The organism is Bifidobacterium panos (assembly GCF_012932445.1).
Classification (GTDB): Bacteria; Actinomycetota; Actinomycetes; order Actinomycetales; family Bifidobacteriaceae; genus Bifidobacterium; species Bifidobacterium panos.
Genome location: NZ_JAAIIJ010000010.1, coordinates 26783 through 46850 on the forward strand (window position 1 = coordinate 26783; position 20068 = coordinate 46850).

Here is a 20068-nt window from a genome sequence, read left to right on the forward strand (position 1 = left end):
CAAGGAATACAAAGGAATACAAGGATGGGCTGTTGATGGGCTGCTGAAAGTTTTCAATCAAAAGGTGTTCTCAGGGGGAAGCGCGCGCAGTTCATGCTGTGGTGTCATGGGGGATCATGGGCTGCGCGCGGGGCGGGTTTTCGGGAGAATCGACGGGAATTGAAGCGGGCGGCACCTCGCTTCGCCCGCGGCTTGCGCTGGTTGCCCGCCTCGGGTTTCCTGGCTGGCTCGCTAAAGAAAGCGGCGGAAGAAGAAAGGAATAACGGAATATGTTTGATGGGAAACGGTCTCATCGCGGCCGCCTGTTGCCCATTGTGGTTGTTCTGGTGGCCGCAATGGTGGGCGCTTTCGGCTCGGCTTCCACGCTGGCGACGGCTAATCCTGCAGCAGCTCCAGCCGGCAACGTGACCTCAGCGACCACGGCCGCGCTCAAGGTGACTCACCTTGAAGATGGCGTGGAAGCCACGGCATACAGGTACATGAGCGTGAATTGGGATGATACAGTGCATCAGCCACGCACCCCGCAATACTTATTTGACACCGAAGTGGCTAAGTGGCTGAGAGAACAGACGGGTTTTAAAAACTACATCAGCACCGACGGCGGCCCAACCGACTCATTCAGAACCCTGAACTCCGCTGATATGCGCGACTTTTCCGATCGATTACTTGCGGCTATTGCGAGAGGTACCGTTAATGTAGCTACTCTGCAAGTCGACCAGCAGACTGCCGCGAGTGTCGGCTCCGACGGCAGCGACAATGCTCAGCTCACTTTCCACCTCCCGATGGGTGGCTATCTGATTGGGTTCAGCAACGGCGTTAGTCGCGTGTATCAGCCGATTGGCACTTATATTCGGCCGCGGTACGATGAGGCCACCAAGAGATACCAACTTGAGGTTGAGAATATCGACGGCACTCCCAGCGATACGGAATTTGATGCCAAGAGCAAGGAAATCACCAGCACGAAGACGGTGAACACCAAGAAGAAGACCCACAGCCAAATCGGCGATGTTCTCGACTTCCTCGTTACGACCCCGATTCCTCACTATCCCGATGGTGCCCTCAACAAGAAGTTCGGCGTGCAGGATCACCCGTATCGCGGTCTGACTATTAATCCATCTTCGATTAGGGTTCAGATTGAGGGCGAAGAAGCCCCGCTCGATCCCGATACGCATTACTCAGTGAGGGCTGTTGATGCCGGAGCTGATGACAAGCGCGGCACTGGCTTCAAGGTCGAATTCACAAATGATCAATATGAGAACAGGCTGGCTGATGCCGGCAGACAAGCCAAGAAGCTCACCGTCACCTACAAGGGCACGCTGAATCGTGACGCTCCGATTAAGGGTGGCACACATAACTACGCTCAGCCATTGATTCCGAAGAATATCTACAACCCAACTGTCGGCTACACGGACCCGCTCCCCCGCCCCGCTGTCACCACGGTGTACACCTACGGCATCAGGTTCACCAAGGCGGATTCTCAAAACGAGAATAATGGGCTGAAGGGTGCCACGTTCAAGCTGTACAGGGGGAAGAGTGGCAATACTGAAGTCAGTGTAGGAGAGAAAATCACCGATGCTGGCTCGGAGGAGAATGCTGGCTCGGAGGGGGATGCTGGCTCGGAGCCAAAAGCCGGCGCCACCGCGGGCATGTACGTTGTCCAAAGCGGTCCCTCCGGCAGCGCCACCCTCACCAGCGGCGAGAATGGTCTGCTGCAAATCGACGGCCTGGGCGCGGGCACCTACAGGCTACAGGAAGTCAAGGCGCCCAACGGCGGCTACACCCTGCCGTATAAGCCGATCGTGATTGAAATCAAAGACGAACAGGCCAACGGCGACGGCGAGTCTGGCGATAAAGGCGATCAGTCTGAGCCTGCTGAACCCGATGGTGTGCCAGACAGCACCAGCAAGATCGGCGGCAAGACCGCCACTGTGGACTCCGCCGATAATCGCCTCATATACACCTTCACGAACAGAAAGGCCGACTTCAATCTGCCCGAAACTGGCGCGATAGGTGCTGTGATTTTCGGTGTGCTCGGTGTGGCGCTGGTCGCCACCAGCGTGACTCTTGTGGTCGTCCATCGTCGTCGTCGCAAGGGCAAGGGCAAGCGCTCCTCGTAATGCCGCGGAGCGGAGAGCGCCGCAGCAGAAGTGCCGAACGAGCGCCCAAAGCAAAAGCGCCGCACAGCCGACTGGGAGCTGGGCGCACCTCATAAGGTGTGGTCTTCATGCTTCTTGATGGGGTGAATCGCTTTAGCTGGAATGAATCTAGCGTGTAACCAGCGGGGGATGCGGCTGGAAAGCGGCGAAGAAGAAAGGAACAACGGAATATGTTTGATGGGAAACGGTCTCGTCGCGATTGCTTGCTACCCATTGCGGTTGCTCTGATTGTCGCGATGGTGGGCGCTTTTGGCTGGGCTGCCGCGTCGGCGACTGCCAAGCCCGCGGCGGATGTGACTTCGCAGACTACGGCCGTTCTTACGGTGGGTAAGGTCGAGACGGGCGTGGAAGGTACGGCATACAAGTACATGGATATGAAGTGGGATGATCAAGTCGGTCAGCCGGTTGATCCGGTTCGTGTATTCGCTCCGGGTGCGGTCGACTGGGTGAGGAAATACTTCCCGAGCTACATCGGTACCGACGACGAGCCGACCGCCGATTTCATAAACCTCAGTGCCGAAGGAACCCGCGACTTCGCCGATCGGCTGCTTGCGGCCATCCAGGCTGGAACTGTTCGTTTGCCTTCTACTGAGTCGGATTTCTCGAATTTCATTCCTACCTCTGCTGACGATGACGCGATTATTTTCAAGCTTGCGATGGGAGGCTACGTGATCAAGCTCGGCAATGGCAGCAAGCGCGTGTATCAGCCGATTATGACTTTCGTCAAGCCGCAGTGGGATGAGGGTGCCGAGGGATACAGACTTGAGGTTAAGGATGTTGATGGCGGCGCAAGCAACGAAGCGAGAGCCAAGAGCAAAGTGATCGAGAGCACGAAGACGGTGCACGGCAAGCTGAAGACCCACGGCCAAATCGGCGAGGATCTCCTCTATCAAATTAAGACCCCGATTCCTCACTATCCCACTCATGCCACCAACCAGCGGTTTGGCGTGCAGGACAGCCCGGGGCCTGGGTTGAGTATTCGGCAGGACAGCGTTCGGGTCAAGATTGAAGGCGACGCTGATCTTCCGACTTCGGCTTATAGCGTGACCGAAATTCCTGCTGATGCCACCCACTCTGCTGGCATAAAGGTTGAGTTCAGCAGTAATCAGTATCGCGAGAAGCTCGCTATGGCCGGCAAGATAGGCAAGAGTCTCATCGTCGAATACACAGGCAGTTTGAATGATAAAGCTCCGATTAAAGACGGCACGAGCAACAGTGCGTGGCCGCTGCTGCCGAAGAGCATTTACGATTCCGAGGGCGGCGAATACACAAGCCCGCCCCCACCTGCCGCTGTCACCACGGTGTATACCTACGGCATCAGGGCCACCAAGGTGATGAAAGGTAACGGGAACATCCTGCTTTCGGGTGCCACGTTCGAGTTGTATAAGCAGTCGTCTGGGAAGTCGAAGTCGTCTAAGAAGAAGGATGCCAGGGATGCCACCGCGGTCAAGGTGAAGCAGGCTGCTGGCACTACGGGCGCTGATGCTTCGGGCAAGTACATTGTTCATCCCGAGGGCACCTCCGCCATCATCAGTGGTAAGGATGGCACGGTTCAGATTGATGGTCTGGGCGCTGGCACTTACGAACTGAAGGAGGTCAGGGCGCCCAATGGCTACACCTTGCCTGCTAATCCGATTACGACAATCACCATCCGCGACGACAATCGCAACGATGGATCCGACGGTAAGCCCGCTGAACCAGATGGCAAGCCAGACACCACCAGTATGGTTAATGGCGGACCTGCCACTCTGGATGCCAGCGATAATCGCATCACGTTCAAGATCGAAAACAGGAGAGCCGACTTCAAGCTGCCTGAAACCGGCGCGATGGGTGCTGCGGTCTTCGCTGTAATCGGCATGGCGCTGGTTGCCATCAGCTCGGTTCTTGTGATTATTCGTCGCAGAGCCCGGCGCTCCTCGTAATGTCACGAATAATCGTTACGAAAGTAATCGACACGAAGCAATCGTTACGCCACGAAGTAACCATCACGCAGTAATCACCACGAATTAATCGCCACGAAGGGTCATATGGTCACAAACAGTGTGGTCTCGATAGGAAGCGGACTCCGCCGCGAGCAGCAACACGGCGGAGTTCCGTTTCTCGTGCTGGCGGCGCTGCTTTTCATGCTGGGAGTAGGCGTTTTCTCGTACCCCATGGTGGCGGATTGGCTGGCCGACATGGAACACACCGAAGTCATCGCGAACCAGAACAACGTTGTATCCAAGCAGGCGACAGACCAGCTGCAAGCCGAATGGGACGCCGCGCTCGCATACAATGAAAACCTCGCCTCAGACCCAGTGCACGACCCGTTCGTGGCCGGCAGCCGCTATACCCGGCCCGCCAACTACGAAGAAATCCTGAACGTCAACAAAGACGGCGTGATGGGCGGCATCACGATTCCCAAAATCAACGTCGATCTGCCCATCTACCACGGCATCGGCGACGAGGCGCTCGCCAAAGGCGTGGGGCACATCGTCCAGACGGCGCTTCCCATCGGCGGCAAGGGATATCGCTCGTTGCTCACGGGCCATCGCGGCCTGCCGAGCGCCCTGCTTTTCACCCGACTCGACGAGCTGGAGGAAGGCGACGAATTCGTCATCAACGTGCTGGGCAGGCAGCTTGTGTACGATGTCGTGAAAATCGAAACGATCAGGCCGCATGAGGTGGGCAAGCTCCGCCCTGTGGCCGGCCGCGACCTGGTCTCGCTGGTCACGTGCACGCCCTACGGCGTGAACACGCGCCGGCTCATCGTCACGGGGGAGCGCGCCGACCGCCTGCCCGGGCAGAAGCGCGCGTCTCAGTCGAAGGGCTCGAAGTTTGCGGAGCTGTTTCCAAAGCCCCTGTGGTTCGAGCGGCTGCCGTGGATCGTTCGTTTGAGCATTTTTTCCGGCGGCACCACGATGCTGGCTATTCTCGAGATTCTGATGATGGTTATTGCCGTGCGGCGTTTGATGCCTGGTGTGCGGGCGCGGCACGCGGATGAGTCGCGGCGGCGCTCGCGGTTGTGATGTGCGTTGATGTGTGATCTGTGATGTGCGTGTGCGATGTGTGCGTATGATGCGCGTCTGTCAGAGACGCGAATGTTGCGCGATGCGCCCCAGTGCGATCGCGCAAGTGAGTACGAAAGCATCACGCGGGTCGGTGGCGTCCCAGCCGGTGGTGTCGGCCATGCGCTTCAAGCGATATCGCACCGTGTTCGGGTGGATGCTCAGCGCGCGTGCCGTGACTTCCAGCGAGCCGCCTGATTCCAGGAACGTCGCGACGGTGAGCATGGTGGGGTCGTCGTCGCTGTTCCCGAGCAATTCCGCATACACCTCGTCGACGAGTTCGCGGCGCGCCTCCTGATCGCCCAGCATCGCGCGCTCCGGCAGGGCGTCTTCGGCGTGCAGGACGATTGGCCGATGCGCCGTCGCTCGGCTTGGGACTGGGGTGTGCCTCAGCGCAGTGTTGCTCAGTGCGGTGTTGCTCAGCGCCGGTGCCGCTGCCAACGTTGTCAATGCCGCGCGCATGGCGATTGAGGCGCCTTCGACGCCGCGTCTGGTCGGCCCGAGGCATATCGGCGTGCCGGGGGCGAACGCCTTGGACACCGCGGTGCAAGTGGCTTCCGGCCGGACAGCCGCCTCAAGGCGGATGAGCGCGACGACGGCCCCATCGTGCACGCCGGTCAACGGTTCGCTGCCCCCAAGGTCATGCACGGCCTGACGGATGGTTGCTATGGCAGCCCCCGCGCCGCCACCGTCGGCGGGTCGCCCGGCGATGGCGAAACAGCCGAAATCGCCGTCGAACCCGGCGAGGCGCAAGACGGAAACGGCGCGCTCGTCGATAATGCCCGAGACGAGACATTCAAAAGCGACGGCGCGCACGCGGCCACCGCCGTCTCCTCCCGCCGTGTCGTCGGCAGTCAGCAGACTCAGAAAATCGCTGGTCATCTCTCCCAGTGTACTGATGTTCAATATGTTTCGCCGTCAGCTGGTCTCGTTGCAGGGCGGGGCATGAGGCAGCGGGGGCAGTAAGGGCGGGAACCCACGAGGTGTGCTGTTCACGCTTCTTTATGGGGTGAATCGCTTTGGCTGGAATGGGTTTACGGTGTCACCAGTGGAATTGATGCGGGCTTGCGAGCCGGCCGAGTCGGCGTGCTGCTGGCGGCTGCTTTGCCGTGGGGATTGCTCCCGCTGGCCGGTTCCCGCATCAGGAGACGGCGGAAGAAGAAAGGAAATGGCTTCAGGATGTTCGAGGGGAAACGATGTCGTCGCGGCGTATTGCCCGTTGCGCTTGTTCTAATCATGGCAATAGCCGCCGCTTTCGGCCTAGTCTCCACGTCGGTCGCTGCTGATTCTCCAGATGTGGATGTGTCGGATTATTTAAGCGAGCAAACGGTTAAGCTTACGGTGAGAGATGTTGAAAAGGGCGTGACCGGCACGGCATACCGATACGCAAATCCAGATTGGAACACTACTGAGAACCAGCCACTTAGCTCCAAATACATATTTGAAGATCAGGTGGCTGACTGGATGAGGTCACAAATGAGGGGGGGGGCTTTTAAGCAATACATTACAGGTGAGCGCAGAGATAACTATGCGACTGCCGATTTCCGAAGGCTGAAAGCCACTCAGATGCACACCTACGCTGACGCATTGCTTGCAGCAATCACGAAAAACGAAGTTGCATTGCCAGCAGATGAGATTTTTAAGTGTAGCGAAACTGATGATACCTCAATTAGTTTCGAGCTCAAGATGGGTGGTTACTTGATTGCGCTCAGCAACGGTACCAATCGCGTATATCAGCCAATTGCCACTTTCGTTATGCCGGAGTGGGATAAATCTGCCGGAAAATATAAACTCAAAGCTGAGGATGTCGAGGGCACCGCTGGCGATACTGTAGAGGCCAAGAGTAAGAAAATCACCAGCACAAAGACGATGAAAGTGCATAACGGTGGCGCGGTGAATAAGAACGGCCGGTCAGCTCATGGCCAAATCGGCGATACTTTTATTTTCCAGGTTGTCACTCCGATTCCTTACTATCCCCCTGAAGCTGCCAATAAGGACTTCACTGTGCAGGATTGGCCGGCTTCTGGCCTGACCATTATACCGAGTACGATTGAGGTCTGGATTGGGGATAAAGAAAGTAGAGACGAAGAGCTTACTGAAGATAAAGAAAACAAAGGCGAAGGCCACTACTCGCAGGAGACCGTTCAAGCTCAGTCCGAAAACAATCGTGGCATGGGCTTCAAAGTTACATTCAACAAAGATCAGTATGAAAAAAAGCTTGCTAAGGCTGGCAGGGATGGCAAGAAGCTCACCGTCGAGTACAAGGGCACGTTAAACAGTGGGGCTCCGGTTAAGAACGGCACGAAGAACAGAGCTCATCCGTTGATTCCCAAGAACCTCTACAAGTCTGGCACCGACTACGCGACTCCGACTCCTGCGGATACGGAGATATACACCTACGGTATCAAAATCACCAAGGTTGGCAAGGCGGGCAAAGACAAGTCGGGGTTGCCAGGTGCCGAGTTCGAGCTCTATAGAGGGGTGGGGAATGGCGAGCCCGGCAACAAAGTTGCCCTAAAGCAGCAAGTCGCCGATGCCGGGGCTGCTCCCTCCACGGGCAAGTACGTCGTTCAGATCGGTTCCGGTGGCACGGCAACTACCACCATCACCAGCGGTCCCGAGGGTCTGCTTCAGATTGATGGTTTGGACGCGGGCACCTACATCCTGAGGGAAACCAGAGCTCCAGGCGGATATACGTTGCGCGCTAAGCCGATTAAGATTGTGATCAGAGATAGCAACTTTGATGGTGTGCCAGATACTGCTACTGCTGGTAGCGCTGTCGGCAAGATTAAGCCCAGCACGATTGCTGGTAGACCCGCTAAAGTAGACGACAATAACCGTCTCACCTACGACCTCACCAACAAGAAAGCCAACTTCAAGTTGCCAAAGACCGGCGCGATAGGCGCTGCCATCTTCGGCGTGGTTGGCGTAGCGCTGATTGTCACCAGTGCCGTTCTTGTGGTCGTCCATCGCCGCCGCAAGACCAAACGCTCCTCACAGTGACGATGGTCACAAGGCGGCTACCCCCCAGAAATGTCAAGCACAGAAAGGCGAAACGAGATGCAGTAAGACGTGCACAACTTGGATGAACCCCATGAAGCGTGCTGTTCATGCTTCTTAATGGGGTGCATCAGCCTTGCCCAAAATGGGTTTATCGTGTCACCGACAGAATTGATGTGAGCTTGCGAGCTGGCAAGTCGGTGTGCTGCGGCTGTTTTGCCTTGGAGATTCTCCCGCTGGCTGGTTCTTGCATCAGGAGACGGCGGAAGAAAGGAAACGGCGGAGCATGTCTGAGGGGAAATGGTGTCATCGCGTCTTGTTGCCTGTTGCGGTTGCTCTGGTCATGGCGATAGTGGCCGCTTTCGGTGTGGCCTCCACGTCGGTTGCGGAGGAGGGCGATCCCGATGTATCGGGATATTTAAATAATCAGACGGCCAATCTTACGGTGAAGGACGTTGAAAAGGGTGTGACGGGCACTGCATATAAATACCTGGAGGTGCAGTGGAACACTAGTGAGAATGTGCCGACCCTCCCCGAATACGAATTTGCAAATGGGGTGACTCAGTGGGTGAGGAGGAACTTCAGTAGCTATATTAAGACCCGTAACAACGCACCCACTGAAAAATTCAGAACGCTGGGAACCAGTGATATGCGCGATTTTTCTGACAAGTTGCTTGCGGCCATTGAGAAGAACGATGTTGTATTTAGGGAGTCAGATTCCACTTCTACGGCTAGCGCAGAAAATGGCTCAATTAATTTCAACCTCAAGATGGGTGGTTACTTGATTAAGCTCAGCAACGGCCCCAATTGTGTATATCAGCCAATTGCCACTTACGTCAGGCCGAAGTCGAAAGGGGATGGCAAAACCTACGAACTTGAGGCTGGGACTGTTGAGGGCAAAGCAGAAGCCAAGAGCATGAAAATCGCCAGCACAAAGACGGTGAAGAGGAAGGACAAGGACACGGTGAATGGCGACGGCCAAGCAGCTTATGGCCAAATCGGCGATTCTTTCATTTTCACGATTAAAACCCCGATTCCCAACTATCCCGATAATGCCGTCAACAAGGAGTTCATCGTGAAGGATCAGCCGACTTCCGGTCTGACTATTACAACGACTTCAATTAAGGTCATGATTGAGGGCGGAGAAGAGCTTATTGAAAACACAAACTACTCGACGAAGACTATTGACCCTGATCGCAGCAACAATCGTGACATGGGCTTCAAAGTTATTTTTGACAAGATGCAGTATGAGGACAAGCTCGCTAAGGCCGGCAAGGGTAGCAAGAAGCTTGTCGTCACTTACACGGGCACGTTGAACAATAAGGCTGCGATTATGCGCGGCACGAAGAACAGCGCTCATCCGTTGATTCCCAAGGAGTTCTACAAGCCTGACACCGAGTACACGTCTCCGACTCCTGCGGATACGGAGATACACACCTATGGTGTCAAGATCACCAAGATTGGCAAGACGGGCAAAGGTTCGTACAAGAAGAAGATCGAACTCCCAGGTGCCCAGTTCGAGTTGCGCAGAAAAGGTGAAAAAGGCAGAACCGAAGTCCATGTAAAGCAGCAGGAAGCCACCGATGCCGGGGAAGGTGCTACCACGGGCAAGTATGTCGTTCAGCCCGATTCCGGTGGTGGGGCGACTACCACCATCACCAGCGGTCCCAATGGTCTGGTTCAGATTGATGGTCTGGGCGCGGGCACCTACATCCTGAAGGAAATTAAAGCTCCTGAGGGTGGCTATGCGTTGCCTGGTAAGTCGATCAAAATCGTGATCAATGATAGCGACATCAATGGTGTGCCGGATACTGCTGCTGACAACAATCTCGGCAGTGAGCCCAGCACGATTGCTGGTAAGTCCGTTTCTTTGGACGACGAGAACCGTCTCGTGTACGAATTTGTGAACAGGAAGGCCAATTTCAAGTTGCCGAAGACGGGTGCGATAGGCGCTGCCATCTTTGGCGTGGTTGGCGTGGCGCTGATTGTCACCAGCGCGGCTCTCGTGATCGCCCATCGCCGCAAGAACAAGCGCTCTTCGTAGTGCCGATTGCCAGCGGCCGTAGCCATTGCCCCCAGAGCGTCAGGCACGGGAGCATGGGGGCAATGGTTGCGCCGCGGGTGAACCTCATGAGGTGTTGTTGGCCGTTTCTTGACGGGGTGAAACGGTTTTTGGGGAATACGGCTAGCGTCTAAAACGGAATCGATGCGAGCGAAATTGATACAAGTCGTGCGGGAAGCGGCGGAAGAAGAAAGGAATGATGAAGCATGTTTGAAGGGAAACGGTTTCGTCGTGGCTGTTTGACGCTCATCGCGGTTGCTCTGGTCACCGCGATGCTAGGCGCTTTCGGCCTGGCCTCCATGTCCGCAACGGCTGAGCCCGCAAACGATCCGGTGACTTCAGACAGCACGGCCACGATTACAGTGACTGGCCTTGAAACGGGTGTGATCGGCAAGGCATACAGATACATGACACTGAAGTGGAAAGATGAGGGTGATGTTCACCAGCCGGTTGAGCCGGTGTACGTATTTGATGATCAGGTGGCCACATGGATACAAAATAGTAATAACTCGTCTTTTAAGCAGTACATCGGCAAGAATAACGCGCCGACTGATACATTCAGAAAACTGCTCCACAGTGATATGCGTGACTTCTCCGATGCGTTGCTTGCGGCCATCGCGGAGGGAACTGTTCAATTGACGGAGGCTGGCAGAGGCGAGGAGAAAAGTGTTGCAGAGAGGGCCGGTGAAGCTACAGAGGCCGACGAAAGTGCCGGTAGCTCGCTTGTTTTCACTCTCCAGATGGGTGGCTATCTAATTAGGCTCAGCAACGGCAGCACTTGCGTGTATCAGCCGATCGCCAGCTTCATCAAGCCGGAGTGGACTAACGAGGGTTACAAACTTAAGGCTGAGACTGTCAATGGTGCCCCCGGCAATAATGTGGAAGCCAAGAGCAAAAAGATCACCAGCACGAAGACGGTAACTAGCAAAGACGAGCCTGATAAGATCAAGACTAAAGCCCATAGCCAGATTGGTGACGAACTCAACTTTATGATTAAGACCCCGGTTCCCAACTATCCTCAGCGTACTTTCAATAAAAAGTTCGGCGTGAAAGATCAAGCGCAATCTGGCCTGACCATTAAAACATCTTCGATCAAGGTTCGGATCAGTGATGGCGAAATGCTTAATAGCGGCTCAGATTATTCGGTGAAGACTTTTGACCCCGACGGCGGCAATAAAGGCCAGGGTTTCACGATTGAATTTAACTCAGAGCAGTATGAGGATAAGCTCACTAATGCCGGCGAAGATGGACAGGAACTCATCATCGAGTACGAGGGCGAGTTGAATGAGAAGGCTCCGGTTAAAGGCGGCGTCGAGAACTGGGCTCAGGCGCTGATTCTGAAGGATAACTACGATCGTGAGGGCGAGTACACGGAAGTCGGTGGCCGTCCCTCCGTCACCACGGTATATACCTACGGTGTCGAGCTCACCAAGGTAGATGCTGAGAAGGAGACCAAGAAACTGAAGGATGCCCAGTTCAAGTTGCAGTGGAAGCCATATAAGAATCCTCTTCACAACGGCCAGCGCACTGAAGTCAAGGTAAAGAAAAAGAGCGACGGTATTTACATTGTTGATCCTAAGGAAGGAACCCCCATCCTCACCAGCGGTTCCAATGGTCAGGTTCGGATTGACGGTTTGGGCGCCACTGGTGTCTACGAACTGGTGGAGACCAAGGCGCCTCCCGGCGGTTACGCTCTGCCCAATAATAAGCCAACCACAATTGATATCCGTGACGAAAAAAAGATTGGTAAGGATGATTCCATTACCAATGAACCCGATGGCATACCGGACGACACCAGTGCGGTCGGTGGCTGGTTCATTGTTAAGCCGGATGAACATAACCGCCTCACGTTCAACATTACAAACAAGAAGGCCGACTTCAGACTGCCGCGAACCGGCGCAATAGGCGCTGTGATATTTGGCGTGTTCGGCGTGGTGCTGATCGCCGTCAGCGTGGCTGTTGTGGCCGCTCATCGTCGCAAGGCCAGGCGCTAGATAATTTCGCCCGTCGAATATCGAGCCCGCCGCGCCGTGCGTGAAGTAAACTAAAGGCGTTATGGCACAGGGCACACGGAACGGCAAACGCAAGCGGGCGGTCAGCAAGCGGCAGCAGGCGGTCTATCGCCGTCGTCGCATTGTGGTGGGCATCGGCTTGTTGCTGGCGCTTGCGTTGGCTATATTTTGCGTGTACAGCATCGTCCGCGGCGTGGGCGAAATCGGCCCGGCCATCAGCCGCGCGACGGCGAGCCATGCCGCGTTGGGCCGTGATTCCGCACCCGAACCGAAGCGCACCACCGGCGTCAAAAACTGCGCCTCCAGCGACACGCGACTGGAGTTGAGCGCCCAAGCCGCGTCGGTTGCCGTGGGCGGCTCGCTACAATGGACCGAGACGATCACGCATGAAGGCACTGATTCCTGCCTGATTGACGACTCCGATTCCTCGCTGGTGCTCACCATCACGTCGGGTGACGAGACGGTTTGGCGTTCCGACCTGTGCCCCGTGGACGGCACGCAGTTGCTCATGGCCAGCGGCGACAGGAAGGTTCGCACGGTGACGTGGAACACGAACCGCACCGGCACCGAATGTGCGGACGACGCCACCTTGCCCAAAGTGGATAGAGGCACCTACGTCGCCCGCCTGACCCTAAAAAACGATTCCAAAGCCCAAAGTCCCCCCGTCACCATCGAAGTCCAGTAGGGCGATCCCCGCGGCTTTCCGCCCCTTCTTCCCCGTTCTCAGTGTGCGTTTCGCCCGCTTATCCATACTGCCCCGTCCATTCCGTTCCTTGTCATTTCGAGTGGAGGCGTAGCCGGAGTCGAGAAATCTTGCCCCGTAGGGGCGGTGTGCGTGTTGAGGGCGAGTTGGTTTGGTTGCTGCTTTTCAGTCGCGATGCTCATCGGGCTTTGTTCTCAATGTGCGTTTTGCTGTTCTGTTTTGGTTTGCGTGTTGTTTGACTGGTCCGGTGTCTGCGGCGGATGTTGCCGTGTTCGACACCCCGGACGAACAGCCCAGTGGGCTGTTCGTGTCGATATCAACGGACGGCGTCATTTTGCGTAATAGATCATTCCCGTGTCCTCTGTAGACCCATGCTGACGCTGTGAAGTCGTTTCCTGCGTGTTTGAGTCGCAGTGTCCATTGCTATTGTTCTCGGTCTGTTTCAAGTCGCAGTGCTATTGCTATCGTTTTTGGTTTGTCTGGGTCGCAGTGCTCGTTTTTCCGTTCTCAGTGTGCGTTCCGTCAAGTTTTCGTGTTGTTTGACTGATTGCGGTGTCTGGCGGCGGATGTTGCCGTGTTCGACACCCCGGACGAACAGCCCAGTGGGCTGTTCGTGTCGATATCAACGGGCGACACCGGTTTGGCGGTAATAGTCCGTCCCGTGTTCTCTGTAGACCCATGCTAACGTAGTGAACTCGTTCCCTGCGTGCTTGAGTCACAGTGCCCGTTGCTACGTTCTCGGTTTGTCTTAAGTCGCAGTGCGTTTGCTATTGTTCCTGGTTTGTCTTGGGCTGCAGTGCTCGTTGTCTTCGTTCTTAGTGGGTTCCGTTTAGTTTTCGTGTTGTTTGATCGGCTCCGGTGTCTGGCGGCGGATGTTGCCGTGTTCGACACCCTCCGGGCCGGTAGGCCAAGTCTTACGTCTCACACGTCAACATCCGCCTAGGGCATTCTGACGTAGCCGGTTTGTTTCGTCCTAGGCTCCCGCTGGCGGGAGCTGTCAGCCGTCAGGCTGACTGAGGGTGGTCTCGCCGGGCACGTGTCTGGTCCAACCACCCTCAGTCGCGCAGACGCGCGACAGCTCCCGCCAGCGGGAGCCCTGGGGCTGGGTTCCTTGTCGTTTTGAGCAGTGTTGTGTTCCGTCCCGTCGCTTGCCGTTTCGGCGTAGCGCATATCGTTCCTTGTCATTTCGAGCGGAGCGGTAGCGGAGTCGAGAAATCTCGCCCCGCAAGGGGCGGCAAGCGTCTTGTCGTCGTCGTGCACGATGTGCGTGGCGTACGCGCGTTCCGCCGGGTTGAGGGATTCGGGTGGGCTTGTTCCTTTCGTGGGTCTCGCGTTTTGTGGCGTGTCTTTTTTCGGGGGTTTGGTTTTTGGCGGGACTGGTCGCTTTCGGGGGTTCAGGTCAACCGCTGGGACGTGAGTTTCGTGACCTCGCTGTCGCGGGGGGGGGTAGTTTTCAGGGCTATTGGTGACCCCTGTCCCACCGGAACGGCCGGATATTCCGGTCGGCCGGTGCGTGGGGTTTCCTCCTCTCCCGACCGGGAGGGCGTTTTTCTCGCGCGGGTTTCGCGCGGGGGAAGCGTCGTTTTGTGTTGGGGGAGGGTTGGTTGAAGAATAAAGGAATTTTTAGGAGTTTCTTATGGTGAGATTTTCATCTCATGATGGTTTGGGGCGTTGGCTGGCGGCCATACCGGCCGCCATATTGGCTGCGCTGATGGTGCTGGCGGTGGCCGTGCCTTCCGCATGGGCGGAAGGCGACGGCGGCGACACCACCGCCACCGGGCCGTCGGTGGATTTTAAGGTGAATCAGAAGACCTTCCTCGGCTTGGGCTCGAAGACCGAGGGTGCCTCGTACAAGTTGGAGCAGGCTGAGGTGTCGGGCAAGGCGAGTTCGTATGTCGTGGTGCAGGTCGACTCCGGCTACTTCATTCCCGCCGCTGCCGTGCCGACCGGCGCGACCGCCGTGGACGCGCTGGACAATACGAGCGCGTATGTGGCCGGTGGTTCGGTGGCTGCCAATGGCAAGTATTCGTATATCACGTTCAAGTCGTCGGACGGTGCCGCGAGCATACAGCCTGCGGATTTGCAGACGTATTTGCGTGGTTTGACGTTCTATACGGATGCCGATGAGAACAAGACGCAGAACATCACGGTCAGCGCGGTGAGCGACACGTTGAAGATCAAGGACTCGGCCGGCAACGATATGAACAATAAGGTGGTCCTGTACAACGGGCACGCATACACGTACATCTCGGAGAGCAAGACTTGGACTGCCGCGTTTGATGCTGCGAAGAAACTGTCGTTTCTTGGTTCGAAGGGTCATTTGCTGACTATTGAGTCGGCTGGGGAGCATAACCTGATTTACAGGTCGTTCAACAACCAGTATGGTTGGATGGGCGCGACCCGTATGACGTCTGAGGCTCATGCTGGTGATGATCCTGACACGTACGATGCCACCACCTCTCAGTCGGATGCGGACTATGGTCAGAAGTGGTATTGGGTGACGGGTTCGAGCAAGGGACGGCTGCTTTGGACCGGTCCCACATACCCGAGCGGTAAGGCTCCCGATGGCGTATACACCAACTGGAACAAAGCTACTAATGAACCCACCGGCTCCGGTACCGTGACAGGTTGTGCCACATACGGTTTTGGAACTGGCGGTCAGTGGAATGATGAGGCGGCTAGCTCCTCGTTTAAGTTTTATGTTGAGTTTGAGGATTTCAACCTCAACACGGCGTCTGCTTCGGTTGATCCTGTTGATGTGACGTATAGCCTGGATGCGCGTGTGACGACCACTGATACGGCGAAGCGTGCCGTGAAGGGTGAGGATTATTCGGCGACGTTGACTGCTTCGGAGGGTTCGTTGGATTCTTCGTTGGTGTCGGTGAAGGTCAAGAACGGCGATGACACCACGACGTTGGTGAGTGGTACGGATTACACGTTCGACGCTGACGGTGACAGTGGCCTGTTGACGATTCCGGCCAAGAACGTGACCGGTGCGATTGAGATTACGGCGACGGTTGGTCGTGAGGTGAAGTTCGATCTCGGCGATGATGGTTACGGCGAGATGAAGAACGGCACGCCTCTCTCGCTGGTGGTGACGAATGGTTTGGCTGTGTCGAAGGGCGCGGAGTATAAGCTTCCCGAGGTGAACGTGACGGACGCGGGCACGAAGGCTGGTAAGAAGTTTGCCGGTTGGCGTCTTTCCGCGACCGATGAGGGTACTTCGACCGGTTCGGATGGCGGGTTGTTCTCCCCGGCTGCCGTTGGCAATTGGGTGGTCAGGTCGAATGCGACGTTCACCGCTGAGTATGTGGATGAGGACAAGGTGTTGGTCCGGTTCGACTACGATGGCGGCACTTCGACTGTGGATGGTAAGTCGTGGACGTCGGAGGTTCTGTCTGATTCGAAGGGCAAGACGTACACCACTGCTGCGGTGGAGCCGACGAAGCCGGGTTACACGTTCAGCGGCTGGAAGGCCAGCCCGACGACCGTCGCCGTGCCCACGAAGGATGCGGCGACTGGTAAGTACACGGGTACGTATGACAAGGATGTGACGTTCACGGCTCAGTGGACTCCGGCGACGGATACCGAGGTGACGTTCGACAAGGGCGAGCACGGCGAGTTGAAGGCTGATACGCCGGCCACGCTGGTGGTCACGACCGAGCAGGCTGTGAGCAAGGGCAAGGGTAAGAACGGCGAGGCGTATCCTGCGACGAATGGTCCGACGGTGACCCCTACGGCTGGCTGGCGGTTCCTGTATTGGCAGTCGAGCGTGACCGACACTGCCGGTAACACGGTGAATGGCGCGGTGTACCAGCCCGATGAGGTCGGCGCTGTTCCCGCGGAGTATGGTTTGAAGTTCACTGCGGTGTATGAGGCGTTGCCTGAGGTGACGGTGACGTTCGACTACAACGGCGGCAAGGACGCGGACGAGGCGGAGAAGTCGACGGTCAAGGGTCGTCAGAACACCACCGCCGCCGTGCCGGTCCCGACGCGTGAGGGTTATTCGTTCAAGAGTTGGGTGTCGACTCCGTCGACCGTGGACGCGCCGGCCAAGGAGGCCACGACGGTGACGTTTGTGTCGGATGCGGTGTTCACGGCCCAGTGGGACGCGTTGCCCCAGTCGGTGGCGTTCGATGCGAACGGCGGCACCCTGGACAAGGGTGTGAATGCGTCGTTGACGGTGAATACCGGCGAGAGGCTGGACTCCACCACCGAGGAAACGTATGTGGAGCCGACGGTGACGGCTCCGGCTGGTAAGAAGTTCACGGGTTGGCTGTCCATCGTGACCAAGGACGGCGAGGACACGGAGGGTGCGATTTACCAGCCGTACCAGATCGCCGGCCTGCCGGCCGAGCCGGGCCTGTGGTTCAAGGCGCAGTACACGGACCTGCCGGATGCGGTGGTGACGTACGATTACAACGGCGGCAATGTCGATGGCGTGACGTCGTTGACGTTGTCGGGTACGGCGAACGGCGAGTACACGGCGGAGGATGCGGCGAAGGCCGCGAAGGAGCCGACGCGCGCCGGCTACGAGTTCGCGGGTTGGGACACGATCCCGTCTGGTAAGTACGTGAATGTGAAGTACACGGCGCAGTGGACGGCGAATGAGAACACGGTCACGTTCAAGGATGGCGATCACGGTACGATCGCCGCGGGCGAGACCACGGTGTACGAGAAGGTGAAGACCGGCAGCCCGGTGAATGGCAAGCCGGCCGCGCCGACCGCTGATGGCGGTTACCGTTTCACCGGCTGGCTGTGCGACGAGGACGACAGGGTGTATTCGCAGGACACTGTGGACAAGTACGTCGTCGCGGGCACGAACACGGGCGATAAGGCCGGGACGGTGTCGTTTACGGCGCAGTATGTGCCGGAGTCGAGTGTGCAGGTGTTGTACAACTACGCCGGCGGCCTGGACGCGGACAATAATTCGTCGCTGGTGTTGACCGGCCGTGACGGCCAGGGGTACACGGCTGCGGATAAGGCGAAGGTTCCGTCTGCGTTGTCTCGTACGGGTTACACGTTCAAGGGCTGGGACAAGGAGTTGTCCGAGACGTATAAGTCCGTGACGTATACGGCCGTGTGGGAGAGGACCGTGAACACGGTCGTGTTCGACCAGGGCGACGGCACCGGCCTGGACGGCGAGTCGACCTACCAGGTGGCTTCCGGCGACAGGGTTCCCGGCGAGCCGACGGCGAGCCCTGCGGCTGGTTGGACGTTTACGGGTTGGAAGTGCGATGCGGACGATCTGGTGTATGGCAAGGACGGCGTGAAGGGCAAGTACCTGGTCACGGGCCTGCAGGATGGTTCCGCGCAGACGGTGACGTTCACGGCGCAGTATGCGAAGAATGATGGCGCGACGGTGGTGTTCAACGCCAACGGCGGCCAGGTCGCCGGCCAGTCGCTCCTGTCCGAATCCGGATTGAAGGGCGGCACCTACACGGTGCCCGCCACGGACAGCCTGTCGTGCGAGGGCTACGAGTTCGCCGGCTGGACGAACGCCGCGGGCGAGACCGTGACCCCGAGCGGTACGTACGAGTCGGACGGCGTGACCGTGTACACGGCCCAGTGGACGCCGGTGTCGCACAAGCTGACGTTCGACAAGGGCTCCAATGGCACGATTTCGGGCACCCTGTCCTACGACAGTGTGGCCACGGACGCCAAGCTGTCCGACGCCGGCGTATCGGCCCCGACCGCCACGGCGAACGCCGGGTATTCGTTCGTGGGCTGGCAGTCCGACGAGTATGGCCTGGTCACCAGTGACCAGTTGGCCGACCTGGTCATGCCCGCCAGGGACGTGGAGATGACGGCGGTGTGGACGGCTAACGCGTTGGGTTCGGTGACGTTCGTGTTCGATGGCGGCACCGATGCGGACGGCAACCCGTCCAGGACCGTGACCGGCGCGTTGGGCACCGCGTATGAGATTCCGGCGGATCCGACGATGAAGGGTTACTCGTTCGCGGGTTGGGACACGATCCCGAGCGGTTCGTTCGACGCGCCGTCGTTGGTGGTGACGGCCACGTGGAAGCCGGCGGCGAACACGGTGTCCTTCGACAGGGGTTCGCATGGTTCGATCTCGGGCACCGACGAGTATAAGGTGACCACGGGCGCCAGGCTCACCGGCGTCAAGGCCCCGGACGTGAGCGTGGACGAGGGTTGGACGTTCGTGGGCTGGCAGTCGGACCAGTACGGCCTGAAAACCGCGGACGAACTGGATGATCTGACGATGGTCGCGGGCGACGTGACGTTCACCGCGCAGTACGCGCCGGCCGCCGCCAGCGTGGTGATCTTCGCCTACAACGGCGGAGTGGACACGGATGGCAGCGCGTCCAAGGTCCTCACCGGCGCGCTGGGCACCAAGTACACCATCCCCGCGAACCCGACGCGCACCGGCTACACGTTCACCGGCTGGGACAGGAACGTCACGGGCACGTTCGACCAGGCCCTGTTGCAGGTCAACGCCACGTGGAAGGCGAACACGTACAAGATCACGTACAAGCTCGACGGCGGCACCGACCCGAAGAACCCGAGCACGTACACGTACGGCGTGGGCGCCACTTTGAAGAGCCCGACGAGGAGTGGTTATACGTTCGCGGGTTGGGTTGATGCGAAGGGCAATCCTGTCACCGGCATCGGCGCGTCCGACACCGGCGACAAGACGCTGACGGCCACGTGGACGAAGAACGCGAGCACGGACGGGTTGAACCCGGACGGCGGCACGATCCCGTCCGACTGGACCGGTTCGGACGGCCAGCTGCCCATCCCGACGCGTCCCGGCTATAAGTTCGATGGCTGGTTTGACGAGGACGGCAACCAGGTGACCACGCTGAAGGATGCGGTGGGCAAGAACCTGACCGCCAAGTGGACGAAGCTGGACGACGCGTTCGACCCGGCCGGCGGCAAGCTGCCGTCGGATTGGACGGGTGCGGACGGCGAGCTGCCGACCCCGACGCTGCCGGGTTATAAGTTCGATGGCTGGTATGACGAGGACGGCAATCTGGTGACGACGGTGAAGGATGCGATCGGCAAGAAGCTGACCGCCCACTGGACGAAGCTGGACGACGCGTTCGACCCCCAGGGCGGCACCC

At 57.9% G+C, this 20068-nt stretch carries 9 protein-coding genes; 8 read left to right on the plus strand and 1 reads right to left on the minus strand.

The window, feature by feature from the left end:
* The first annotated feature begins 269 nt into the window (after positions 1 to 269).
* The 3 genes from G1C94_RS03245 to G1C94_RS03255 all read left to right on the plus strand — a co-directional run bounded on the left by G1C94_RS03245 (position 270) and on the right by G1C94_RS03255 (position 5164).
* Positions 270 to 2117, plus strand: coding sequence for a SpaH/EbpB family LPXTG-anchored major pilin (locus G1C94_RS03245; RefSeq protein WP_172144600.1), 1848 nt, complete (start codon positions 270 to 272; stop codon positions 2115 to 2117).
* Between the two features lie 209 nt (positions 2118 to 2326).
* Positions 2327 to 4078 carry a SpaH/EbpB family LPXTG-anchored major pilin gene (locus tag G1C94_RS03250; RefSeq protein ID WP_172144602.1) on the plus strand — a complete coding sequence of 584 codons (1752 nt, stop codon included), beginning with the start codon at positions 2327 to 2329 and terminating at the stop codon, positions 4076 to 4078.
* A gap of 105 nt (positions 4079 to 4183) precedes the next feature.
* Positions 4184 to 5164, plus strand: a complete 981-nt coding sequence (locus tag G1C94_RS03255; RefSeq protein ID WP_172144604.1) for a class C sortase — start codon at positions 4184 to 4186, stop codon at positions 5162 to 5164.
* 60 nt (positions 5165 to 5224) lie between these two features.
* Here G1C94_RS03255 and G1C94_RS03260 read toward each other — a convergent pair whose 3' ends face one another.
* Entirely contained in the window at positions 5225 to 6085 is an 861-nt protein-coding gene (locus G1C94_RS03260) for a PucR family transcriptional regulator (RefSeq protein WP_172144605.1), read from the minus strand.
* A gap of 297 nt (positions 6086 to 6382) precedes the next feature.
* Between G1C94_RS03260 and G1C94_RS03265 the strand changes: the two genes are divergently transcribed.
* From G1C94_RS03265 to G1C94_RS03285, 5 genes are all read left to right on the plus strand, one after another.
* On the plus strand, positions 6383 to 8206 hold the full coding sequence (locus tag G1C94_RS03265; RefSeq protein ID WP_172144606.1) for a SpaH/EbpB family LPXTG-anchored major pilin: 1824 nt from the start codon (positions 6383 to 6385) through the stop codon (positions 8204 to 8206).
* Positions 8207 to 8489: 283 nt separating this feature from the next.
* Complete coding sequence (locus G1C94_RS03270; RefSeq protein ID WP_172144607.1) at positions 8490 to 10247, plus strand: isopeptide-forming domain-containing fimbrial protein; 1758 nt, start codon at positions 8490 to 8492, stop codon at positions 10245 to 10247.
* A gap of 224 nt (positions 10248 to 10471) precedes the next feature.
* Positions 10472 to 12259 carry an isopeptide-forming domain-containing fimbrial protein gene (locus G1C94_RS03275; protein WP_172144608.1) on the plus strand — a complete coding sequence of 596 codons (1788 nt, stop codon included), beginning with the start codon at positions 10472 to 10474 and terminating at the stop codon, positions 12257 to 12259.
* A gap of 61 nt (positions 12260 to 12320) precedes the next feature.
* Entirely contained in the window at positions 12321 to 12962 is a 642-nt protein-coding gene (locus G1C94_RS03280) for a hypothetical protein (RefSeq protein WP_172144610.1), read from the plus strand.
* 1654 nt (positions 12963 to 14616) lie between these two features.
* The coding region (locus G1C94_RS03285; protein ID WP_172144612.1) for an InlB B-repeat-containing protein at positions 14617 to 20068 on the plus strand (5452 nt) is incomplete at its 3' end.